General features: G+C 41.3%; 23 protein-coding genes. 10 read left to right on the top strand and 13 right to left on the bottom strand.

Annotated features, from left to right (window positions below; genetic code table 11):
* Positions 1-25: 25 nt before the first annotated feature.
* The 7 genes from DY200_RS02750 to yoaA form a co-directional block, all read right to left on the bottom strand.
* Positions 26-976: a ribose-phosphate pyrophosphokinase gene (locus DY200_RS02750; RefSeq protein WP_009874888.1), complete on the bottom strand. Its 951-nt coding sequence runs from the start codon at positions 974-976 to the stop codon at positions 26-28.
* A gap of 11 nt (positions 977-987) precedes the next feature.
* Positions 988-1,845: a 4-(cytidine 5'-diphospho)-2-C-methyl-D-erythritol kinase gene (gene ispE / locus DY200_RS02745; RefSeq protein ID WP_115586838.1), complete on the bottom strand. Its 858-nt coding sequence runs from the start codon at positions 1,843-1,845 to the stop codon at positions 988-990.
* A 9-nt stretch (positions 1,846-1,854) separates the two neighbouring features.
* The gene (gene lolB / locus DY200_RS02740; RefSeq protein WP_115586837.1) at positions 1,855-2,487 is read right to left on the bottom strand and encodes a lipoprotein insertase outer membrane protein LolB; all 633 of its coding nucleotides are present in this window, start codon (positions 2,485-2,487) and stop codon (positions 1,855-1,857) included.
* Between the two features lie 128 nt (positions 2,488-2,615).
* Positions 2,616-4,364: a lipid A ABC transporter ATP-binding protein/permease MsbA gene (msbA, locus tag DY200_RS02735; protein WP_115586836.1), complete on the bottom strand. Its 1,749-nt coding sequence runs from the start codon at positions 4,362-4,364 to the stop codon at positions 2,616-2,618.
* A 104-nt stretch (positions 4,365-4,468) separates the two neighbouring features.
* Positions 4,469-5,155 carry a CidB/LrgB family autolysis modulator gene (locus DY200_RS02730; protein ID WP_115586835.1) on the bottom strand — a complete coding sequence of 229 codons (687 nt, stop codon included), beginning with the start codon at positions 5,153-5,155 and terminating at the stop codon, positions 4,469-4,471.
* A 9-nt stretch (positions 5,156-5,164) separates the two neighbouring features.
* Positions 5,165-5,524: a CidA/LrgA family protein gene (locus DY200_RS02725; protein ID WP_005601040.1), complete on the bottom strand. Its 360-nt coding sequence runs from the start codon at positions 5,522-5,524 to the stop codon at positions 5,165-5,167.
* Between the two features lie 66 nt (positions 5,525-5,590).
* Positions 5,591-7,513: a DNA repair helicase YoaA gene (gene yoaA, locus DY200_RS02720; protein ID WP_115586834.1), complete on the bottom strand. Its 1,923-nt coding sequence runs from the start codon at positions 7,511-7,513 to the stop codon at positions 5,591-5,593.
* A 120-nt stretch (positions 7,514-7,633) separates the two neighbouring features.
* On the opposite strand from yoaA, the gene DY200_RS02715 reads away from it, so the two are divergent.
* A complete protein-coding gene (locus DY200_RS02715; protein WP_115586833.1) occupies positions 7,634-7,846 on the top strand; it encodes a hypothetical protein in 213 nt (70 codons plus the stop codon).
* Positions 7,847-7,982: 136 nt separating this feature from the next.
* Here DY200_RS02715 and uvrA read toward each other — a convergent pair whose 3' ends face one another.
* On the bottom strand, positions 7,983-10,811 hold the full coding sequence (gene uvrA, locus DY200_RS02710) for an excinuclease ABC subunit UvrA (RefSeq protein ID WP_115586832.1): 2,829 nt from the start codon (positions 10,809-10,811) through the stop codon (positions 7,983-7,985).
* 150 nt (positions 10,812-10,961) lie between these two features.
* Here uvrA and DY200_RS02705 point away from each other — a divergent pair, with 150 nt between their 5' ends.
* From DY200_RS02705 to DY200_RS02680, 6 genes are all read left to right on the top strand, one after another.
* Entirely contained in the window at positions 10,962-11,486 is a 525-nt protein-coding gene (locus tag DY200_RS02705; RefSeq protein ID WP_005607715.1) for a single-stranded DNA-binding protein, read from the top strand.
* Positions 11,487-11,674: 188 nt separating this feature from the next.
* Positions 11,675-11,986 (top strand): ArsR/SmtB family transcription factor, encoded by a 312-nt coding sequence (locus tag DY200_RS02700; RefSeq protein WP_115586831.1) that lies wholly within the window; start codon positions 11,675-11,677, stop codon positions 11,984-11,986.
* A 78-nt stretch (positions 11,987-12,064) separates the two neighbouring features.
* The gene (locus DY200_RS02695) at positions 12,065-12,751 is read left to right on the top strand and encodes a DsbA family oxidoreductase (protein ID WP_039195081.1); all 687 of its coding nucleotides are present in this window, start codon (positions 12,065-12,067) and stop codon (positions 12,749-12,751) included.
* Positions 12,751-13,416 (top strand): alpha/beta hydrolase, encoded by a 666-nt coding sequence (locus DY200_RS02690; RefSeq protein WP_115586830.1) that lies wholly within the window; start codon positions 12,751-12,753, stop codon positions 13,414-13,416. Before DY200_RS02695 ends, DY200_RS02690 begins: the two co-directional genes overlap by 1 nt.
* 14 nt (positions 13,417-13,430) lie before the next feature.
* On the top strand, positions 13,431-14,423 hold the full coding sequence (locus tag DY200_RS02685) for an MBL fold metallo-hydrolase (RefSeq protein ID WP_244924178.1): 993 nt from the start codon (positions 13,431-13,433) through the stop codon (positions 14,421-14,423).
* Positions 14,424-14,486: 63 nt separating this feature from the next.
* On the top strand, positions 14,487-15,671 hold the full coding sequence (locus tag DY200_RS02680) for a YbfB/YjiJ family MFS transporter (protein WP_115586828.1): 1,185 nt from the start codon (positions 14,487-14,489) through the stop codon (positions 15,669-15,671).
* A gap of 50 nt (positions 15,672-15,721) precedes the next feature.
* On the opposite strand, the gene DY200_RS02675 is transcribed toward DY200_RS02680, so the two are convergent.
* On the bottom strand, positions 15,722-16,537 hold the full coding sequence (locus DY200_RS02675; protein ID WP_115586827.1) for a GIY-YIG nuclease family protein: 816 nt from the start codon (positions 16,535-16,537) through the stop codon (positions 15,722-15,724).
* Between the two features lie 39 nt (positions 16,538-16,576).
* On the bottom strand, positions 16,577-17,476 hold the full coding sequence (locus DY200_RS02670) for a LysR family transcriptional regulator (RefSeq protein ID WP_115586826.1): 900 nt from the start codon (positions 17,474-17,476) through the stop codon (positions 16,577-16,579).
* A gap of 130 nt (positions 17,477-17,606) precedes the next feature.
* Here DY200_RS02670 and DY200_RS02665 point away from each other — a divergent pair, with 130 nt between their 5' ends.
* Together DY200_RS02665 and DY200_RS02660 are read left to right on the top strand one after the other, a co-directional pair.
* Positions 17,607-18,620 carry an MBL fold metallo-hydrolase gene (locus DY200_RS02665; protein ID WP_115586825.1) on the top strand — a complete coding sequence of 338 codons (1,014 nt, stop codon included), beginning with the start codon at positions 17,607-17,609 and terminating at the stop codon, positions 18,618-18,620.
* 206 nt (positions 18,621-18,826) lie between these two features.
* The gene (locus tag DY200_RS02660) at positions 18,827-19,816 is read left to right on the top strand and encodes a zinc-dependent alcohol dehydrogenase family protein (RefSeq protein WP_115586824.1); all 990 of its coding nucleotides are present in this window, start codon (positions 18,827-18,829) and stop codon (positions 19,814-19,816) included.
* Positions 19,817-19,854: 38 nt separating this feature from the next.
* On the opposite strand, the gene DY200_RS02655 is transcribed toward DY200_RS02660, so the two are convergent.
* The 3 genes from DY200_RS02655 to DY200_RS02645 form a co-directional block, all read right to left on the bottom strand.
* A complete protein-coding gene (locus DY200_RS02655; RefSeq protein WP_115586823.1) occupies positions 19,855-20,583 on the bottom strand; it encodes a hypothetical protein in 729 nt (242 codons plus the stop codon).
* Positions 20,584-20,593: 10 nt separating this feature from the next.
* Positions 20,594-21,895 carry an ATP-binding protein gene (locus tag DY200_RS02650; RefSeq protein WP_115586822.1) on the bottom strand — a complete coding sequence of 434 codons (1,302 nt, stop codon included), beginning with the start codon at positions 21,893-21,895 and terminating at the stop codon, positions 20,594-20,596.
* Between the two features lie 270 nt (positions 21,896-22,165).
* On the bottom strand, positions 22,166-23,053 hold the full coding sequence (locus DY200_RS02645; RefSeq protein ID WP_115586821.1) for a LysR family transcriptional regulator: 888 nt from the start codon (positions 23,051-23,053) through the stop codon (positions 22,166-22,168).
* A 105-nt stretch (positions 23,054-23,158) separates the two neighbouring features.
* On the opposite strand from DY200_RS02645, the gene DY200_RS02640 reads away from it, so the two are divergent.
* Positions 23,159-24,133 (top strand): NAD(P)H-dependent flavin oxidoreductase, encoded by a 975-nt coding sequence (locus tag DY200_RS02640; protein WP_115586820.1) that lies wholly within the window; start codon positions 23,159-23,161, stop codon positions 24,131-24,133.
* Positions 24,134-24,370 lie beyond the last annotated feature (237 nt).

Raw genomic sequence — 24,370 nt, 5'->3', positions numbered from 1 at the left:
GTATCAAACCCGCCCTTACTGGATATTATGCATCGAACATTGCGGAGATGGATTCTTCGTTACTGATACGACGAATCGCTTCCGCTAACATGCTTGATAACGTGAGTACGCGAACTTTATTTAACGCTTTAATCTCATCGGATAACGGAATGGTATCGGTTACCACCACTTCGTCCAATGCCGGATTCGCTAAATTACTTGCCGCCGTACCGGAGAATACCGCATGCGTTGCATAAGCGAATACGCGACGCGCACCACGTTCTTTTAACGCTTCCGCCGCTTTAACCAATGTACCGCCGGTATCAATCATATCGTCCACTAAGATACAATCGCGGTCGGTTACATCACCGATAATATGCATCACTTGCGATACGTTCGCTTTCGGGCGACGTTTATCGATAATCGCCATATCCGTATCGTTTAATAATTTGGCTACCGCACGAGCGCGCACCACACCGCCGATATCCGGAGAAACGACGATAGGATTCACTAAATCCGATTTTTTCAAAATATCGTCAATTAATACCGGTGAACCGAATACGTTATCTACCGGTACGTCAAAGAAACCTTGTATTTGTTCCGCGTGTAAATCACAAGTTAAAACACGATCCACACCCACACTAGAAAGGAAATCCGCTACCACTTTAGCCGTAATCGGCACACGTGCAGAACGTACGCGACGGTCTTGACGCGCATAACCGAAATAAGGAATAACTGCGGTAATACGACCGGCTGACGCACGACGTAGCGCATCGACCATTACAATTAATTCCATCAGGTTATCATTTGTCGGCGCGCAAGTCGATTGCACGATAAAAATATCGCCGCCACGTACATTTTCATTAATTTGAACTTGGATCTCACCGTCACTAAAACGACCGACGGTTGCATCTCCGAGAGATGTATAAAGACGTTCTGCAATACGTTTTGCAAGTTCAGGCGTTGCATTACCTGCAAACAATTTAATATCTGGCATTGGAATGAATCCTATTGTGGGAAAGTGGTTAAATTGAGCATTTGATGTAAAGGAGAGCGATTTTGTCCTTTTGCAATAAAACCGAAAATATTGTGCGGTTTATGTGCAAAAACGGCTTTTGCTTCCGCTTCACTCTCAAATTCGGCGAAAATACAGGCTCCTGTGCCTGTCAGCCGAAACGTTGCATATTGTAACAATTCTGCAATAAGATCTTCAACCTCGAAATAATGATCTCGCACAACTTTTTCGCAATCGTTTGTCCATTCTTCCGATAAAAGTCGGCTTAATGTTCTTTTCGGCGTATTTCTCGGCAAATTCGGATCTTGAAAAACCGCAGCGGTCGAAATGGAAACGTTCGGTTTAAATACCACATACCACGACTCTCGCGGTTGGCAAGCCACTAATTTTTCGCCGACACCTTCGGCAAAAGCGGCAAAACCTCGAACAAAAATAGGTACGTCCGCCCCCAAACTTAGTCCTAATTCGGCGAGCTGTTCCAAACTTAAACCGGTTTGCCAGAAATGATTCAATCCGACCAATACGGTCGCCGCATTCGATGAACCGCCGCCTACACCGCCGCCCATCGGTAAACGTTTAGTTACACCGATTTTCGCTCCTTTTGTACAAGCGGTATGATTTTGCAATAATTTTGCCGCACGATAAATCAGGTTTTGTTCCTTGGTTACTCCATCAATTTCATTTAACAATTCAATTTCACCGCTTTCATTCACTTCAAGCGAAATTTCGTCGCCGAAATCTAAAAACTGAAATAAGGTCTGTAATTCGTGGTAACCGTCCGCCCGTTTATTGGTGATATAAAGAAATAGGTTTAACTTAGCCGGACTAGGTAAAACAATTTTTTCCGCCATTTTTACCGCCTAAAACGCCCATTGATCCACGCGAATTTTTAATGTCTGAGATCCGTTTTCCAACACGATTAATTTCGGCAAATTCGGCTGGCGATCTTCATGATATTGTACATAACTCGCTTTCCACACTTCGCCATTGATGTGATAGTTAAATTGTGAAAGTTGGCGTTTGTCGTTTACGATATAATTACCGTCTTTTTCCGGCTGACCTTTCAGCCAATAAGCGAATTGATCTATCGGGAAGGCGACGCCGATAATTTCTTTCATCAAACTGTCCATATCACGATCGGAACGAGAATTTCCTTCGCTGTCCGAAATGGTTAAGCCCCGAGCATTACGCTGTAATTTTAATGATTTACTGGATAAATTGGACGAAAGTTCCAAACCGAAATTGGTCGGTGTACGATATTGCCAATCGAAGTGAGAAGAAAAACGTTCTTCCGGAGAAATATAACCGATTTGTCCTTTAGCCGAATAACTTTGGATTTTTGCCAACTGTTGCAGATGTTGTTGCCATTGCGCGTCATTATGCGGAATTTGTACGACGGGTTGTTGCACTTCGGTCGGTTCGTTTAATACCGATTGGCAGCCGGCAAGGAAAAGTAAGGTTGAAAGAGAGAGAATTTTAGTGAATTTTTTCATAGATTTCCTGCTTTACAAGCGGTCTGAATGTCTAAAAACTTTGCAAAGTTTAACGGAAATCCGACCGCTTGTCTTCAAAGAAAAAGGCACCTTATCGGTGCCTGCAATAAAATAGCCGTCAAATAAAATTATTGCCCGAATTGCAAACTATGCAATTGTTTATAGGCACCGTTTTTAGCCAGTAACTCGTTATGCGATCCTCTTTCAATGATTTCTCCGTGATCTACAACGAGAATCTCATCCGCTTTTTCAATCGTCGATAAACGATGGGCGATCACCAGTACCGTCTTATCTTTTTGCAACTCCTCTAATGCCGATTGAATCGCTCGCTCGGATTCGGTATCCAAGGCGGATGTCGCTTCGTCCAAGACTAACACCGGCGAATTACGTAATAACGCACGCGCAATGGCTAAACGCTGACGCTGACCGCCGGATAAGCTAGCACCGTTTTCACCGATAACAGTATCAAAACCGTGTTCCAGTTTCTCAATAAACTCTAACGCATGAGCCGCTCTCGCCGCTTCTACAATTTGTTCTCGGCTATATTTATCCGTAGCGGCATAAGCAATGTTATTGGCTATCGAATCATTAAATAAATGCACCTGCTGTGAAACGACGGAACATTGCTTACGAAGATTTGCCAAGGTGTAATCGTTAATATTAACGCCGTCTAATAAAATCTCGCCTTGATCAATATCATAAAAACGGGTGAGCAAATTCGCAATTGTGGATTTACCCGAACCAGAACGACCGACTAACGCAACGGTTTTACCTTGTGGAATATTAAAGGAAATATTACTTAAAGCTCGTTCATCTTTTCCGTCATAGCTAAATGAGACATGATTAAACACAACATCGCCTTTAGCTCGCTCGACTTCACGTTTTCCACTGTCTTTTTCGGTTTCAAGATCTAAAAATTCAAATAACGTTTGGCAGGCCGCCATACCGCGTTGAAATTGCGAGTTCACGTTTGTAAGCGATTTTAACGGACGGAGCATTGCCATCATTGACGAAAACACCACGGTAAACGAACCGGCGGTTAAATTTTCACTCATCACTTCCGGAAAGGTAGCCACATAAAGTACCACCGATAATGCGAACGAAGCGATTAATTGTACCGCACCGTCCGAAATACCGTCCGCCGAAACGATTTTCATCCCTTTACGACGCATATAGTTACTGACGCGATCAAAACGATCTTTCTCGACTTTTTGTCCGCCGAAAGAAAGCACGACTTTATGCCCTTTAAGCATTTGTTCGGTAGTGACGGTCAATTCGCCCATCGAACTTTGAATATTACGACTTAACGTACGAAAACGCTTTGAAACGATGCCGATTAAGACACCGATAATCGGTGCCATCACAAATAAAATCAATGATAGCTGCCAACTGGTATAAATCATTACCACAAATAAGGAAATCAAATATGCGCCTTCTCGCACAATCGTAACCAAGGCGTGAGATGAAGAAGTCGCCACCATTTCCGTATCATAAGTTACACGGGAGAGCAAACGACCGGTCGGATTTTTATCGAAATAACTGACCGGCATATACATTAAGTGCTGAAAAATATTACGGCGCAATGTCATTACCACATTGCCCGATACCCATGCGAGGCTATAACTGGCAATATAGTTGGTGATCCCTCTAATTAAAATAAAGACGACGACCAATACCGCCATCAATTTTAAAAAGCTGTTATCCGCCTTACCGAAACCGTCATCCAGCAACGGCTTCAGTAAATAAATCAAACTTGAATCGACTAAGGCATTTAATACAAGCGCGATAGCTCCGGCAATCAATCCCAATTTATACGGTCGAATAGTCGGAAACAAACGCTTAAACGTTTTAAATGTAGAGAGATCTTTTTCTTGCATAGTTAGGTCTTCATTAAAAAAATTGCGCAGATTGTACCTTGAATTAGCCAATATACCAACTTAAACACGCCGTCTAACCGTATAAAACCGATATTAATCGTTGATTAATAAAACAAGTACATAACAAGTTTAAAAACAAACGGAGCCAATACCGAAGATAATACGCCGCATAAAACTAACGCTATCGAGCTGTAACTGCCGGTTTTAATGCTATATTCCATACAACGCCCCGTACCTAACGCATGGGAAACCGCTCCCATACTCAAACCGATCGCTCTGACATTACGCACACCGATACGATGCAATACGGCAAATCCGAAAACGGAACCGAGTAGGCCGGCAACTAATACGCCTACGGCGGTAATTGCCGAACTACCGCCGATTTGAGTGGCGATAGCGATAGCAATCGGCGTCGAAACCGATTTCGGCACGATCGCCGCTAAAATATCCTGACTTGCGCCTAATAACACGGCAAAGAAAACACCCGTCAGCATAGTAAAACAAGTACCGAATACAACAACTAACGTGATTTGTCGCCATTTTTTACGAATTTGCGGTAGTTGTTCGTAAAAAGGCAGGGCGAGTGCAACAACCGACACGCCAAGCAGATTGTTGATCGGGAAATTACCCTGATAATAGTCCGTGTAAGGTACTTTACCAATCACAATCACAGTAATGACAAGCGTTAAAGCAATCACAAACGGATTTAACACCGAAGATTTTAATTTTTGGCTGATCCGCTGACCAATTAAAAACGCTAAGACGGTTAAACATGAATAAAGGTAAATCATAAGCGCCTACTATTTTTGATGAAAAACCCATTGGGCGAATAATCCGATAGCGATCAAGGAAAGGGACGTACTGAATATATTTGCCAATACAAATGAAGCCAGATGAGATTCAAGAATATCAATGTGTTCGATAATTTCGGCACAGACTGGAATAAAGAAAATCGTCATATAACGGGTAAGCGGTCTTGCGCTAGGGGTAACCCACTCTACTTTAACGACCCCGATAACTAAGCAGGTAAAAAGTAACAACATTCCCCAAATACTTTCGGAAATGCCAATCGGAATCAGAATGCCGAGTAACTTTCCGCCGTATAACATCGCGAAAAGCAACGCCAAGGAAATCAGCATTCTGAGCATACGAACAATCATATAAGTATCCTCCGTAATAAGCGGTTAAATTTACAAAAAATTTTGCAAAATCAACCGCTTGTTTTCTCACTTATTTTTTAAAAATTGAATCACTTTATCTAAATCACGAGTGCGTGTTGATGGCGGTAAACTTTTTAAGAACGTCTTACCATAATTGCGCATTACCAAACGTGAATCACAAATGATCACCACACCTCGATCGGTTACGTCACGAATCAATCGCCCTACGCCCTGTTTGAGCGTAATCACCGCTTCCGGAATTTGAATATCGTTAAACGGCTCGCCGCCTTGTAAACGACAATCTTCCATACGCGCTCTTAACAACGGCTCGTCAGGCGAAGTAAACGGCAATTTATCAATAATCACCAGTGATAACGCATCGCCGCGCACATCAATGCCTTCCCAGAAACTTTGAGTTGCAACCAGTACGCTGTTTTCTTCCGCAATAAATTTTTCCAATAAGCGGGCTTTGCTGGTTTCCCCTTGCAATAACACGCTTAAATTGCTGTGTTCACGCAGAAAATCCGCTAACCCACGCATCATAAAATAGGAAGTACAGAGCAAAAAGCAACGACCGTTATTGGCTTCAATCACGGGCATCAACATTTTGCCTAATTCGGTTAAGGTGTGCGATTTATTGGTATCCGGCAAATAACGTGGCACACAAAGTAACGATTGATTTGCGTAATCAAAAGGGCTTTGTAGCACCAATTGTTCCGCATTTTCGATACCTAAACGCTGGCAGAAATGGTCAAATTTGCCGCCCACTTCCAGCGTTGCCGAGGTAAACACCCAACCCACCTGCTGATTTTTGAGTTGTTCGCCGAATTTATCCGCTACGGTTAATGGCGTGATATGTAAACCGAAAGAACGGCCGTTGGCTTCATACCAATAGCAATAACCAACCACGCTAGTATCGCTCAATTTTTTTAACTGAACTTTGACTTCCGCCAATCTTTCGAAAATTTTATCGAGCGTTTCCGAACGACCGAGCGATTTTTTAATCACTTCGCTTAAAAAATCAATGTTTTCCGAAACTTTTGTTAAGCCGTCCACCACTTTTTGGTCGTTAAACAACTCTCGCAAGTTTCCTCGAATCGAGCCATCCGTTCCCATTAACAAACGAAAATCTTGCACTGTTTTTTGCAAGTGATCCGCCGCTTTACCTAATTGGGCAAGATCTTTTAGCTCGGTACGGTACACAATATTCGTATCTTTACAAATATCGAATAGCTGACGAGAACTTAGTGACTGACCGAAATATTGGCTGGCGATATCCGGCAATTGGTGTGCTTCGTCAAAAATGATCAGTTCCGCTTCCGGAATTAACTCACCGAAGCCGGTCTCTTTGACCGCCATATCGGCACAAAACAGATGATGATTGACCACCACTACATCCGCTTCCATCGCTCGGCGGCGAGCCTGCACTACATAGCAATCTTTAAAGTGCGGACAATCCGAACCTAAGCAACTTTCTGCGGTACTGACTAACTGCGGTAAAATCGGGCTGTCTTCGGCGATTGTAATACATTCGCTTAAATCACCGGTTTTAGTTGAAGTATGCCATTTGCTGACTTTCGATAAATCCGCCAATACCGATTTATCCCCCAACACGCCCATAGCTACGACTTGATCCAAACGTTCTAAACAAAGGTAATTGGCTCGCCCCTTTAACAAAGCGACTTTACCTTTATATTTTAAAGCTTTTTGAATCGTCGGCAGATCTCGATTAAATAATTGATCTTGCAGGTTTTTAGAACCGGTCGAAACAATGGTTTTTTTACCGGAAAGCAGTGCCGGCACTAAATAAGCAAAGGTTTTGCCTGTACCGGTACCCGCTTCCACCACAGTCGGTGTGGCAAATTTTACCGATCTTCCGACCGCTTGCGCCATTTCAAGTTGCGCCGCACGAGGGCGAAATCCCTGAATATTGCTACTTAGTAAGCCGTCTTCACTGAAGGCATGAATAATTTTATCGTCATATTTCATTTTGTTATTTATTTGTAAATTATTTTCAATATGTTACATTTTTGATCGGTGAAACTATTTAAAAGTAAATCTTTTGTGTAAAATGAACTTTTCAGATTCCTGCTTATTTTAGGATAATAAATGAGTATTATTGAATTTCTTAGCTACGGCTCAATCCTGATTCTCGCTCTTTCCTTTGTTATTAAAGATATGCCTAGTCTGCGTATCTCCAATATCTGTTGGGGAATAGGCTTTATTTTTTATAGCTTTAGCACGGCGATATATATTGTTGCCGCCTTAAATTTATTAATTGTGTTTTGCAACGGTTACTTTTTAATTAAAGAACGTCAATAATTGAGTAAGTAACAATGGCGATTTAATCGCAGAAATATCGTACTACTCGTCTATTATCAAAAGCTAGCGGTCTGATTTTTTGAGAAATTTGCAAATTCCCTGCAAAATCAGACCGCTTGTTAAATGCGACATCACATTAGCCTTTGGCTAAAATCTCTTTTAAGAATCTTGCCGTGTGCGAGCGTTTGTCTTTCGCTACTTCTTCCGGTGTACCGGTTGCAATAATTTGTCCGCCGCCCGAACCGCCTTCAGGGCCTAAGTCCACAATCCAGTCGGCGGTTTTAATCACATCTAAATTATGCTCGATCACCACAATCGTATTACCTTGATCACGCAATTTGTGTAGCACTGAAAGTAACTGTTTAATATCGGCAAAATGCAAACCGGTGGTCGGTTCGTCTAAGATATACAGCGTTTTGCCGGTATCACGTTTGGAAAGCTCGGCTGCTAATTTAACACGCTGCGCTTCACCGCCGGAAAGCGTGGTAGAAGACTGTCCTAAACGAATATACGATAAACCTACATCCATTAACGTCTGTAATTTACGCGCAATCGCCGGTACCGGTGCAAAAAATTCTCTCGCCTCTTCCACCGTCATATCCAGCACTTGATGAATCGTTTTGCCTTTGTAACGGATTTCCAAGGTTTCTCGGTTATAACGTTTACCTTTACAGTGATCACACGGCACATACACATCCGGTAGGAAGTGCATTTCCACTTTAATCACGCCATCACCTTGACAGGCTTCACAACGTCCGCCTCGCACGTTAAAACTAAAGCGTCCGACATTATAGCCTCTCGCTCTCGCTTCTTGCGTACCGGCAAATAATTCACGAATCGGCGTAAATAAACCGGTATAGGTCGCCGGGTTTGAACGAGGTGTACGTCCAATCGGGCTTTGGTCAATATCAATCACTTTATCGAAATGCGATAAGCCGTCAATCGATTCATAAGGTGCAACATCGGTACGTTCCGCACGATTTAACGCATTTTGTGCTAATGGGAACAAGGTATCGTTGATTAGAGTCGATTTACCCGAACCCGACACACCGGTAATACAAGTGAATAAGCCAACCGGAATATCTAACTGCACTTGCTTTAAGTTATTACCGCTTGCACCTTTTAGCGTTAGCAATTTGGCAGCATCATAAGCCACTCGTTTTGCCGGAACTTCTATCTTCTGTTTACCGGAAAGGAATTGTCCGGTGATCGAATCCTCCACCTGCATAATTTCTTCTGCCGTACCTTGTGCAATAACTTGACCACCGTGTACACCAGCTCCCGGGCCGATATCCACAATATGATCCGCCGCACGGATCGCATCTTCATCATGTTCCACCACAATTACGGTATTACCCAAATTACGCAGATGAATTAAGGTATTTAGTAAACGTTCGTTATCACGTTGGTGCAAACCGATAGAGGGCTCATCAAGCACATACATCACCCCAACCAAGCCCGCACCGATTTGGCTGGCTAAACGAATACGTTGAGCTTCACCACCGGATAAGGTTTCCGCCGAACGAGAAAGCGAGAGGTAATTCAAGCCGACATTGACCAAGAACTGCAAACGTTCACGAATTTCTTTTAAAATTTTCTCCGCAATCTTCGCTTTTTGACCGGCAAGATCTAACTGTTCAAAAAACTCTAACGCTTCGCCAATTGATTTTTCCGACACCATCGGCAAATTGGTTTTATCTAAAAAGACATAACGTGCCTCACGACGTAAGCGAGATCCTTCACACTCTAAACACGGGCGGCTATTGATATATTTCGCTAATTCTTCACGCACCGAATTCGACTCGGTTTCTTTATAACGGCGAGCCATATTATTTAGCACACCTTCAAAGGTATGTTTGCGTTTTACTTTATCGCCGCGATCATTAACATAAACAAATTCGATTTCGTCTTTTGAACCGTTCAGAATAATTTCACGTTGTTTTTTAGTCAGATCTTTAAACGGCGTATCCAGTGAAAAATCGTAATGATCCGCCACCGATTTCAACAAACCGAAATAGTAAAAGCTACGGCGATCCCAACCTTTAATCGCACCGCTTGCTAACGAGACATCCGGATTCTGTACCACTTTGTTCGGGTCAAAATACTGTTCTACCCCTAAGCCGTCACACATCGGACAAGCACCTGCCGGATTATTAAATGAGAACAAACGAGGTTCTAATTCGTGTAGCGAATAGCCGCAATGCGGGCAAGCAAAACTGGATGAAAAGACAATTTCTTCCGCATTCGGATCGTCCATATCGGCAATAATTGCAGTCGAACCGGATAAATCCAATGCCGTTTCAAACGATTCCGCTAAACGTGTTGCAATATCACTTCTCACTTTAAAGCGATCGACCACCACTTCAATCGTGTGTTTTTTCTGTAATTCCAATGCCGGCGGATCAGATAAATCGCAGATTTCGCCGTCAATTCTGGCACGGATATAGCCGGAAGCGGTCAAATTTTCCAATAATTTTACGTGTTCGCCTTTACGATCTTTGACCACCGGTGCAAGTAACATCAAACGCTTGCCTTCCGGCTCTTCCATTACTCTATCCACCATTTGCGAAATGGTTTGTGCCGCCAACGGTAAATCGTGCTCCGGACAGCGAGGCTCACCGATTCGGGCAAATAATAGACGTAAATAGTCGTGAATTTCGGTTACCGTCCCGACCGTAGAACGAGGGTTATGCGAGGTGGATTTTTGCTCGATAGAAATCGCCGGCGAAAGCCCTTCGATATGGTCCACATCCGGTTTTTCCATCAATGAAAGGAATTGGCGTGCATAAGCGGAAAGCGATTCCACATAACGGCGTTGCCCTTCCGCATACAGCGTATCGAAAGCTAAAGACGACTTACCCGATCCGGATAAGCCGGTAATTACAATAAATTTATCTCGAGGAAGAATTAAATTGATATTTTTAAGGTTGTGGGTTCGCGCACCACGAACATCAATGTACTGCATAATCGGTTGCTCTCACTAAAAAATGTTTTTTATTATCGCATATTTTAAAGTAACTGTACAAAATATCAGTTTTAATGCGTGCATTTTTTTGAATTTCAGGTAGAATATCGCACAAAATTTACAGCACTTAATTAATTCACAGAGGATTTTATGGCAGGTATTAATAAAGTTATCATTGTGGGCAATTTAGGTAACGATCCTGAAATGCGCACCATGCCAAACGGCGAAGCGGTTGCCAATATTAGCGTAGCAACCAGTGAAAGTTGGACAGATAAAAATACGGGCGAACGCCGTGAAGTAACCGAATGGCACCGTATCGTATTCTACCGTCGCCAAGCGGAAGTTGCCGGTCAATACTTACGTAAAGGCTCACAAGTTTATGTTGAAGGCCGTTTAAAAACACGTAAATGGCAAGACCAAAACGGTCAAGACCGTTATACCACCGAAATCCAAGGTGATGTTTTACAAATGTTAGGCGGGCGTAACCAAGGCGGCGATTTCGGCGGCAACCAAGGCGGTTGGGGAAATTCAGCACCTGCACCACAACAAAGTTACAACCAAGGTAACAGTGGTTACGGCTATGACCAAACAGCAAGTCGCTCTGCTCCACAAGCAGCGAAACCTGCTCAAGCAGAACCACCAATGGATAACTTCGACGACGATATCCCGTTCTAAACAGTGTAAATCAATATCAATATAATAAATACAAAGAGAAGTTCTCATCTTAATATGAAAGATAGAAGAACTTCTCTTTTTTTAAATACATTTCCTTAAAACCAGAATTAAATTTCCTCAATATCTTCAAACTCATTTACAAATCTAAATTTATAGATATAATATCCCTATCAAATTTTGGAGCGAATATGGAATTAGTCGAAATTTTTAAAGTATTGGCGAATGAACATCGCTTGCAAATGTTACGTTGGATTAAATCGCCTGGGCAGTATTTTCGTGGGGCAGAATTTACTGTTGATGCGATTGCAGCTGATGGCGGCGTGTGTGTGCAGGCAATCACGATTAAGTCAGGCTTAGCGCAATCCGTAGTATCGGGTTATTTAAATAGTTTGAAAAAAGCTGGGCTAGTGGAAATGAGTCGTTCTGGAAAGTGGACATATTACCACTACAATGCTGAGAAAATCGAGCAATTTCTAACTACTCTTCGTATTGAGATTTAACTGAAAACGCCGTCATTTGGCGTTTTTTAAAGCAAAAACACATCTACATTTTTAGATTTAAGAAAATAAGGATTTATTATGAAAATTGAAATTTGGTCTGATTATGCTTGCCCGTTTTGCTATGTAGGTAAACGCCATTTGGAAGCAGCATTGAGCCAGTTTGCCCACGCTAAACAGGTACAAATCGTGCATAAAGTCTTTGAGCTAGACCCAACCGCGTCAAATGATGTTACTACTACAACACAGCAGCGTATTGAACGTAAATACGGTAGAACATCTGCAGATGCGAAAGCATTTATCCGTCAAGTAGAAGCCACAGCGCAAAAGGCTGGTTTAGAGATGAAATATGAAACAGTGCAAAACACCAACACTTTTGATGCACACCGTTTAACCAAATTAGCAGAAAGTTTAGGCAAAGGTGATGCAATGAATGAGCGTTTAATGCACGCTTATTTCACCGAAAATCTCGCTCTTACAGAGCGTAAAAATTTAGTTAAATGTGGCGAAGATGTTGGCATTAGCCGTGAATTGATAGAAAAATTATTGGACTCTGACCAATTCGCCAGCGAAGCTCGCCAAGACGAACAAGAAGCCCGTCAAATTGGCATTCAAGCTGTACCGTTTTTTGTGATTGATGGCAAATTTGGCCTATCAGGCGCACAACCTACAGATTATATGTTGCAAGCCCTAAATCAAGCATGGAACGAACAAACAGAACTTGAAATCACCACAGGAATGGCATGCGGTATTGATGGGTGTAACTGATGGCGGACATTCTTATTCCACATAATGAACCACTTATCATACCGTCTGGAAAAAATCCTGAAAATTCCACCGCTTGCGTGATTTTCTTACACGGTTTAACCACTAGTGGTTTGCAATTCCGCCCTATTGCTGAATATTTAGCAGAATCATTACCGAACGTAAAATTCGTCTTGCCCTCTGCCCCAGTACGTTTTATCAGATGGGCGAACGCTCCCGTTTCGGGCTGGTACGATTTACTAGGCGATAATTTTCTGATTGAAGAAGACGAGTCTGGCATTCAATGTGCGGTCAATTATGTGCATAAATTGATCGATGAACAAATCACTCAAGGCATACCAAGCGAGAAGATTTTTCTGAGCGGTTTTTCACAAGGTTGTGCTATTTCGCTACTAGCTGGCACAACCTATTCTAAACCGCTAGGCGGTATTGTTGGCTTATCAGGCTATTTGCCATTAACAAACCAATGGCAAGACAACGGATATTTTACACCGATTTTATGGTTACACGGAAGCCAAGATCCGCTAATTACGCTCACACAGATTGAGCAAGGCAAGCTGATGCTGGCGAAAAACCGAGATTTCACATTCAAAACTTATCCTATTGAACATTTTGTAGCAATGCCTGAAATTGATGAGATGGGAAGATGGATTCAAACAAAACTTTAACTTGGAGAGCAAAAATGACATTAAATAAAATGATGAAAACCCTTATTGCAACCGCAATGATAGCAAACTTTACCCCTGTTCTACACGCAGAAACAACCGCACAACCTGCCGTGAAACAAGCTGAACAGCAAGTTGCTGGCTTTTACCGAATGCAATTAGGCGATTTATTGGTTACCGCATTATATGACGGTCCTGTGAATGTGCCACATAAATGGATTCACGGTATTTCAGCAGATGAAATGCAAGCAGTATTCGACAAAATGTTTTTACCTCGTACTGCAGATGGTATCCAAACAGCTGTTAATGCATTTTTAATCAAGCAGCCTTCAGGCTATACCCTCATTGATGCAGGAGCTGCAAAATGTTATGGCGATACGTTAGGTCATATTGTTGAAAACTTAAAAGCATCAGGTGTTCAACCAGAAGAAGTGAAAGATATTATAGTAACACATTTACATTCTGATCATGCCTGTGGTGTAGCAACCACTGATGGAAAAATGGCATTCCCAAATGCAACACTTTATGCACCGAAAAGAGATTCAGATTTTTGGTTAAGCAAAGAGATTGCAGCCCAACAACCAAAAGAAGTACAAATTTTCTTTGATTCGGCTCGCCAAGCTGTAACGCCTTATCAAGAGGCTGGGCAATTTAAGACATTTAATGAAGGTGAAAACCCTATTGAGGGCATTGAAACTGTACAAGAATTCGGACATTCACCAGGCATGACAGGCTATTTAGTTGGTTCAGGCAAAGATAGATTGTTAGTATGGGGCGATATTATTCACAGCCATACGATTCAGTTAAAAAATCCTGAAATTTCTATGGAAGTGGATAGCGATGAAAAAGCGGCGATCGCCACCCGTAAGCGCATTCTGAAATTAGTCAGCGAAGGTAAATTATGGGTTGGGGCAGCACATATCCCATTCCCAGGGATTGGACATATTGTGAAAGAAGAACAAGGGTATTCTTGGGTGCCAATGCAATACTTACCCTTAGAAAATCAATAAGATACAAGCGGTCTTTTTTTGCAAAAAATAGCAAAATTAGACCGCTTGCCATAAGGAGAAAAAATGCAAACACAAAAATCCATTGCATGGTTTATTTTTGCAGGACTGTCAGCAAGTTTGATTTCTATCGGCTTGGCACGTTTTGCTTATACGCCACTATTACCGTTGCTAATTAGTGAACAATGGTTTTCAGCTTCAGATGCAGCTTATTTAGGTGCGGCAAATTTAGCTGGATATTTGATCGGTGCGTTATCTGGGCGACCGATGGGAAATGCCTTTTCTAACAAGCAAACATTACGTGTAATGATGCTGTTAGTTACACTCTCATTTTTTGCTTGCGCCTTCCCGCTTTCAACTGCTTGGTATTTCGTTTGGCGATTAATTTCAGGGATTTCAGGTGGTGCAATTATGGTATTAGTTGCGGCAACTATCACACCCCATGTACCTGTTGAACACCAAAATCTCGCCAGTGGTGCAATTTTCTTAGGTATTGGGTTAGGTATTTTCGCCTCTGCAACTATTGTTCCAATGTTAATTAATTTAGGGTTAAAAGCGACTTGGTTTGGCTTAGGTATTTTTTCTACTATTTTGACCGCACTGAGTTGGTTTAACATTCCTGATCCTGTCATAAAAATACAGGAAATTGCACCTGCCCAAACATCACTACCAGCCCAACCACATATCCTAGAACCCAAACCTGCCTTTCTGATTTTATATCTCCAATATGGTTTGATGGCTGTATTTATTGTTGCACCAGCCGTATTTATTGTGGATTACATTGCACGAGGCTTACAACTTGGCGCTGGCACAGGTGCACTATTTTGGAGCTTATATGGCATTGGTTCGATGATTGGTCCACCACTTTATGGCTATTTCGCTGATAAATTTGGTGCAAAACCAACTTTACGCACAGTACTAGCGGTCGAATTTTTAGCTATTTTTGCATTATGTGCCACAGAAAATATCATTGTAATAGCGATACTTACGGTTATCATCGGCTCATTTCCACCAGGAATCGTGCCATTAATGCTTGCTCTCATTTTTGAAATGACCTCCTGCCCACGGTTACGCAATGTGAACTGGAGTAAAGCTACTGTTTTCTTTGCCTCTGCTCAAGCATTAGCTGGTTATGGTTTATCCGCAGTATTTAGCGCCACCCACAATGACCATCGAATTTTGTTCATTATTGGTGGTATAGCATTAGTCATTTCACTAAGTATGGACTGGCTATTTCAAAAGACAGAATAATTTATCTATAAATAAAATACCGTCTGGATATCACTTTCAGACGGCATTTTTTAATCCCAATGAAACACCACTTTCAAACCTGTTGCATCTGCAAAGTTTTGAATGGCTCGGCGGCGATCTTTTGTTGATAAATGAGAATAAAGATAAATATCCTCTTCAAGCTGAGTCGTATATTTCATTCCATTTGGTCTAAAACTTGGCGCATTCCCAATACAATGAGACGCTGTTGGTTTTCCATTTAAACAAAAATCTTCCACTAAAGAACGATATTTAGGCTGTTTTAATAAAAATAAAAAGAAATTTTTCTGATTATCTCGGTAGCTTTTCCCTGAAATCTTATGTCCGTCTAACTCAATATAAATTTGATCAGTTGGATTTTCTTCTTCAGTAACATAACTTTCAAAGATATTAATATGCGCAACTTCATATAAAATTTCTTGAGCAATATTCCAAACGTTATCCGCTTTAATTTTATTCGTTTTCTCAATAAAAGACGTATTCCCCAAAGTGGCATTATCTAACATTAGATCGGTTTTCTGAAAAGCCACAATTAATTTCTTCTCAAGATAATCAGTTTGTGATTTATCTAAATGCCCATCTTTACGCCCAAAGAAAATAATCTTACTCCACCACTCTTTATTATCATTATGAGTGATTAGGCGATCATAAATTTTTCCGCTAGCTTGCCAAACATAACGCTGATTCTCACCTAATAAGATATAAATCCCTGCTCTATTCGCTTCTTCTAAATGCTTCAATGCTTTTAAATCTTCACGATCCGCAATCGCTAAAAACACAGGTTCTTTTGTATAAACCGTGATGTTGTCTTTCGCTCTATCACTAATAATAACGGTATGGGTAACCATAAATGTTCCTTTTATCTCATCGATATTACTGTACCCAGTTTAACCTAATCGCTCGAATAAAAATTCACTTAGTACATTAATTTTCATCATTTGGCGGTTGTTTGGGGTGTAAACTAAATAAATCCCGTCATTTTCGGTGGTATCTGTTGGCGTAATCTGCCAATCTGCAAAAATTTGCACTAATTTGCCCGCTTGTAGGTGCGGTTCAACCAACCAATCGGGCAAATGAGTAACGCCCTGCCCATCTAAGCAGGCTTGGAGCAACATTTCAGCGTTATTGCCCGACAAATTGCCCTTCGCCCAAATACTTTCCGCTTTCTCGCCTTGCTTGAAATACCATTTCGCTGCCAAGCCACGATAGGTAAACGGTAAGCAGTTAAGTGCGGTTAAATCTTGCGGATTTTCAGGTGTGCCATACTGTTGTAAATAAGCTGGGCTTGCCACTAACAAACGTTTTTGCGGAGCGAGTTTTTTAGCGATCAAGCGGTCGTCATTGATTTGCCCCAAACGAATCGCCAAATCAATCGGCTGACTGAACAGATCGACAAAATCATCAGAGCTAATCAATTCCAATTCAATTTTAGGGTAACGAGCCGCAAACTCCGCCAATAGCAGCGAGAGTTTACAAGCACCGTAAGTATTAGGGAACGTAATGCGGAGCTTGCCCTGCGGTTCAAGTACTTCGTCTTTTAGTTGCTGATTGACCTGCTGTAAATCGTCCAAAATTGATTTAGTCTGCTGTTGGTAACGAATCCCTGCGGCAGTGAGCGAGAGTTTTCGGGTAGAACGATTGAGCAACGCAATGCCAAGCGATTGTTCTAAATTGTCGATTTGGCGTGTAACCGATGACACCGCCACCCCAAGCTGTTTCGCCGTTGCCGTAAAACTGGTGGTTTCACAAACCGAATGAAAAATTTGCAGTGCTGAAAAATAGTCCATAGTTATCCTTGCATTTAACGCAAAATTAAATTGCCTTTTTGCCATATTATCATTTTTTATGAAAAACCTATAATGCACACATCGCAACGCAATGCGAAAAATTTTTAATTCACTCAAATAAGGATAACAAATGAAAATTAAATCATTAGCGACAGCAATTTTATTAGGTTTAGGTATTTCAGCTGGGGCGAATGCTCACGAATCTCATGCGGCTTTCACGCCAAAAGCGAACGTTGTAAAACCAGTTTTACAACAAGTTGATGGCTACTACCGCTTTATGTTAGGTGATTTTGAAGTTACTGCTATTTATGACGGTTATTTAGATATTGGTAACGACATTTATGCGAAATTTACTAATTTAAGCAAAGAAGAATTAAATAAACTAATCGAAAACGAGTTCCGTCCTTTAACGGAAACAGGTGGCGTGAACACGGCAGTAAGTGCTTATTTAATCAACACAGGTAAAAACTTAATTTTAGTCGATGCTGGCTCTGGCGATGTATTTGGCGATAAAGTGGGCTTTGTGGAAGCAAACTTGAAAAAAGCAGGTTACAAACCTGAACAAGTGGACATTATTTTGCCTACGCACTTGCATTTCGACCATTTCAGCGGTGTAACTCGCAATGGCAAAGCGGTGTTCCCGAATGCAACTATCTATATTTCAAACCAAGAAAAAGCGTTCTGGTATGACACACCAATCGAGAAAATCCCAGCTCACGTTCAGCAATATGTGCAATGGACAAAAGATGCGGTTGCACCTTATGAAAAAGCGGGCAAAGTGTTCTATTACGATTCAGGCGTAGAAGTGATTCCAGGCGTAAAAAGCGTAAAATCTTTTGGTCATACACCAGGGCACGCAGGCTTTGAATTTGAATCAAAAGGCGAAAAATTATTCGTTTGGGGTGATTTACTACATAATCACGCTTTCCAATTAGCCGTGCCAGAAGTGGCGGCAGAATTTGATGTGAATGCCGAAGGTGCGAGAGAAGCTCGTCTTCGTTTATTACCTGAATTAGCAAAAAACAAAACGTGGATTGCAGGTGCGCACTTGCCATTCCCAGGAATCGGTCATATCCGTGCCGAAGAAAAAGGCGGCTATTCTTGGATGCCTGTGGAATACACGCCAATTGAAGTGAAAAAATAACGATTTTTCATAATGCTCACCTGTGAGCAACCTTTCAAGCGGTCATTTTTTGCAAAAATTTTGCAGAATTTGACCGCTTTTTTGTAGCAGATAGTATTAGCTTTTGCATTTAACGCAAAACTATTTAGCCTTTTAGGCTTATTATCATTTTTACGCAAAAATATATAATGCACTCATCAATACGAAACAAATTAAAGGATCAAAAAATGGCAAAACAAATTCAATTTAATCAAACTGGCTCGGCAGACGTGTTACAAATTGTTGATGTGCAAGTGGCTGCACCGAAATCTCACGAAGTACAAATTCAAATGCAGGCATTAGGCTTAAACCGTGCAGAAATGATGTATCGTGAAGGGGCGTATGTGATTGAACCTGTTTTCCCTGCGACAATGGGTTACGAAGGTGCAGGCGTGGTAACAGCGGTTGGTGCGGACGTGAGCGAGTTCAGCGTTGGCGACAAAGTGAGCGTAATTCCATCATTTATGTTTACCGAATACGGCACTTATGGCGAAATCGTGAATATGCCCGTTCACGCTGTGGTAAAACATCCTGAAAACCTCACAATGGAACAAGCTGCGGCAAGCTGGATGATGTTTGTCACGGCGTATGGCGGTTTAATTGAATTTGGCAACCTGCAAAAAGGCGATTTAGTGGTGTTAGGCGGAGCAACTAGCTCGGTAGGGCTTGCAGCAATTCAGATCGCTAAAATGCAAGGTGCGACTGTGATCGCCCTTTCTCGCACCCACGCCAAAGGCGATGTATTACTAGAAAAAGGCGCAGATTTTGTGATCGCCACCAAAGAAGATGACGTTACGGCTAAATTACTGGAAATTACAAACGGCAAAGGCGTGAATTTGGTGTTCGACCCTGTGGGTGGTAAAGAAGCGGCAAAAATTATCAACGCAATGGCACAAGACGGTAAATACATCATCTACGGTGCATTAAGCCACGATGACATCGCCGTGCCAGTGTTCCCAATTTTAGGCAAACATTTAACCGTGCGTGGCTATGAATTGTTTGAAATCACTACCGTGCCAGAAAAACTCGCTCAAGCGAAAAAATTCGTGTTTGACGGCTTAGCAAGCGGTCAATTAAAACCTGAAATTGACAAAGTGTTTACCTTTGACGAAATGGCGGAAGCCCACCGTTATATGGAAAGTAATGCACAGATTGGGAAGATTTTGGTGAAGTTGTAGGAAAGAAATGCCGTCTGGATTTCAGACGGCAGGTTTAATCATATTGATTTATGAAGTTTTATCAAAAATCTCATTAAGACTGTCGTTTGTTCAAGGATAAAATCTACTTCTATTTCTTTATAATTATCTTGGTGTTTCACATTATTATTTTGATAGTCTGTGTAAAACTTCGTTATTTTGTCTATATAAAGTGTTCTAATTTCTATTGAAACACCTTTTTCTTCAAAAAAACGCCCTAATTCACCTTTTTGATTCTCTAACGATTTAGAATTATTTAAGATGTCCTTAATTAAGGATTCCAATGAAAATCTTAAATCATCTAATAAGTTTCTAGTAAAAATATTATTGGATTTCTTATTTAACGCACTCTCATAATGTTCTTTAGTATTAGGATAATCATCTAGCCACCCTTTTGTTTCTACTACGACAGCCTGAATTTGGTCAATTCCATTAGAGTAATTAGAGTGTCTACTAGATAATTTAGTTAATATATCCTTAACTCGTTCGTTTTGAGAAAATTTTGTCAAAGAACATAACTCTTTAATAATTCTATATTGTTGTTCAGAAGTAAAACATCTTAAGTTCCTTTCCAATGCCGTTCTCTTATTTGGAACGTCTTTTGGAAATGGATACTGTGAATATGGTATCTGAATCTCATATTTCACAGCATATTGAGATAAATATTTGCTGATTTCACTTCCACTTAAACCGTCATGTGTATCAGCTAAAACAGCTGATACATGTGTAATAAATGCATTATCAATCATAATATATTCCTTAAATTTTTTTTGTTATAAATTCTGTATTATACAACGGCACATTCACCATCCAATCCTGTTCCCTAAAATCTGCCATTGAAAACCGAACCGCTTGTTCGGACTGGAACTGTTCCACATACACTTTTAAACTTTTCGCTTTTAGGTTTTCTTCAGCTTTGACTTCAATCGGAATCACCGCTTGTTTGCGTTGCAAGACAAAATCCACTTCTGCCGTGCCTTTTTCGGTTGTCCAGTAAAACACGGGGTTTTCTTGAGTGGCAATAAGCTGTTGTAGCACATATTGCTCGGTTAAAGCGCCTTTAAATTCGGTAAAAATACGGCTGCCTTCAAGCAGAACGCTAACATCTAAATGGCTTTTAGCGGCAAGCAAGCCTACATCCAATGCATAAAGTTTGAATGCACCGTCTTGATAGGCAGAAAGCGGTAAATGTGGCTTTTTGACACGTGGCACGGAATGCACTAAACAACTGTCTTTCAGCCATTGCAAAGCGATTTCGTAATCTTTACTTCTCGCTCCTTTTTGCAGGTGTGAGTAAACGAACTTTTTGTTTTCTTTGGCAAGTTGTTCAGGAATTGACGCCCAAATTGACCGCACTTTTTGCACAGTCTGCCCATCTTTGATATGTTTAGAAAAATCCTGTTCGTATGCCATCAATAAATTACGTTGTACTTGGCGGACTTCATCAAAGTTTTGCGTTTCGACAAAGACTTTCACGGCTTCAGGCATTCCACCCACAAAATAATATTGGCGCAGCAAATCAATATAGCTCGTTTTCATCGCAGAAATAAGCGACCAATCTTTGAGTTCCAGTAACTGTACTAAATCTTGCTTACCAAGTGCGGTCAAAAACTCGTGAAAGTCCATCGGGTAAAGCGGTAGAAAATCCACCTTACCCACAGGAAAAGAAACCTGATGATGCAATGAGACACCAAGTAATGATCCTGCCGCCACAATATAAAATTGCGGTGCATTTTCATAAAAATATTTGAGCGAAGAGAGTACCTGCGGTACTTCTTGTATTTCATCAAAAATAATCAGTGTATTTTCAGCTTGAATATCTACACCACTTTCAATTTTTAAACCAAGAATCAAGCGGTTAATATCATAATCTCCCGAAAATAGCGTTTTCATTCGAGGGTTATTATCGAAGTTAATATACGCCACCTTTTCAAAAGATTGTTCGCCAAAACGCTTCATCGCCCATGTTTTACCCACTTGCCTTGCGCCTTGAATAATCAAAGGCTTGCGAGTAGGCTTCTGTTTCCATTTTTCTAAGGATTGAATAATTTTTCTTTGCATGATTTGCTCATTTTCTATTCTTTGGAAACTATTTTAAGGACAATTTAACATTTTTTCAAAGGAAAACTTGCAACTGAAACACATTTTTTCAAAGGAAAAATTGAAAATGTTAAAAACCTAATGCACCAGATAAATCAGAAATTTACGTTTGCCATTTGCTTTTGAAAGATCAAGTACATATTAAGAAGAAAAGGAGAAGATCTTTCTCCCTCTTCCTATGGATTCTGGAACAATCCTTCTGTTATCTGTTTCCCGTAAACGGTGAAATGGTTAATCTTTACAACGTTTCTCTCTTTCTATTAAAAACCTCTCACAAAACCCCAAAAAGGTTTTCATGATTGCTGAGGGGTGGCGGTGGGCGGGATAGATGGCGTGAATAGGATAGGTTGGTGCCGGATAGTCGGACATCAGTTCGACTAAGCCGAATTTCTCGGTGAGTTCTTGTGCCATATAGTCTGGTAATTGGCAAATGGCATGCGCATTTTTGGCTTGGTGGGCGATGGCGTACACGTCATTAGAGGTAAAAATCGGTTCAATTTTGACCGCTTGTTCGCCCAGTTGTAATGTTGCGCTTTTCTGCCCTGCTCTTGCCCAGCAGGCAAATGGTAGTGCGGTCAAATCTTGCGGTGTTTTCGGCGTGCCGTGTCTAGCAAGAAAATCCGGGTGAGCCACCAATACAGCGTTTAAATCCATCATTTTGCGAGCAATAACATTTTCCGTATGCAAATCGCCCATTCGAAACGCGATATCAATGCCATCTTCTACCAAATCCAATACGCGATCGGTCGCCTGACAATGTACTTTCACCTGCGGATATTCCGCCTGAAATTCAGCAATTGCCGCCCAAATCGGCTCACAGGCGGAAACGGTGGAAATACGCAGATAACCGCTCAACTCCTGCTGTTCACCAATAAAATCTTGTGTTGCTTGCGTTAAATTGTCTAAGCTCAAATAAACCTTTTCATACAGTTGCAAACCAAGTGCGGTCGGTTTCACCCCTGTTTTGTAGCGGTCGAAAAGTTGGGTAGAAAGCGATTTTTCAAATTCCGCAATACGGCGACTAACCGTCGCAACCGGGATTGCAAGTTGTTCCGCCGCTTTAGAAAAACTCTCCGCTTGATAAACCGCAACGAAGAGACGAAGATTATTTAAGTCCATACCTGCTTCTCATTTTTGGAAAACTTATTCTTATTTTAGATACTTCTCAACCAATTTTGCAAGATTATAATAGCCACCATTCATTTGCAAAAAAGGATAAAAAAAATGACCGCTTGTAACCGTATTACTGACATTCTCGGAATTAAATTTCCACTCGTGCAAGGCCCGATGGCGTGGATGACTGACGCAAAATTTGTTGCTGCTGTAAGCAATGCCGGAGGTTTAGGGATTTTAGGCCCTAATGCCGGCTTGCTGAAAGCACCGAAAACGACGGAGGATTTGCTTAGCACTTTCCGTGAAGAAATCCGTAAAACCAAAGCATTAACCGATAAGCCGTTCGGTGCACCGGTGATTTTATCCTACGATTTCAGTACGATTGATTTGTTAGTGGATTTATTAATTGAAGAACACGTGCCGGTGGCATTAATCAACGGTATTGATGGCTATGACTACAAGCCGATGATGAAAAAATTTAAAGCGGCAGGCACAAAAACCATTTTCCGTCCGCATACGCCAACAGTAGAAAATGCTCATTATGCGGAAGAAATTGGGGCGGATATTTTCGTTGCAACCGGTTTTGATGAAGGCGGCACTGTGCCAAGCCAAGTGATCGGAACATTCTCTATCGTGCCTCAAATGGTCGATGCGGTGAGTATCCCTGTGATGGCGGCTGGCGGTATTGCTGATGTGCGAGGCGTACGAGCAAGTTTTGCACTCGGTGCGGAAGGCGTATTTGTCGGTTCTGTGTTGTTAGCAACTGAGGAAAACCGTATGCATGAAAGCGTTAAGCAACTCGTTGTCGATAGCACGGCTCAAGATTTATTGTTATTCCGCACCCAACCGGCGTATTACCGCTCGCTACCCACTCAGTTAGCACATAAATTGGTGGAAATGGATGAAAACGGTGCAACGCGAGATGAGCTTGCCAAAGCACAAACCGGTGGCTATGGAATGCGTCAAGGTATGTTACTTGGCGATTTTGAGAAAGGCTATATTTCGGTAGGTAACGGCATTACTAATATTAAATCGATCCGTTCTGTCAAAGATGTAGTGGAAGATTTAATGCAGGATTTTGTGTAACAACATCTTACAATCAATAAAAACCTTGAGCTTTTTTGTTGATAGCCTCATATTAAAATAGTCTAGAATAAATATAATTTAAGTTTTTTCTTGACAAAAAATCACCAATATTGTAGCATAACATTTAATTCATCTTGGTAGTTATGCTACATTTCAATTTAGTGAATTCTCACTATCTTATATTATCCTTTTCTAATAGGATAATTTTCAAAATCCCCTATCTTGTAGGGTATCAAT

The sequence above is a fragment of the Actinobacillus lignieresii genome (assembly GCF_900444945.1).
GTDB lineage: Bacteria > Pseudomonadota > Gammaproteobacteria > Enterobacterales > Pasteurellaceae > Actinobacillus > Actinobacillus lignieresii.
Note: the sequence above shows the minus strand (reverse complement) of the source record. Positions and strands in the feature narration are given on the sequence as shown.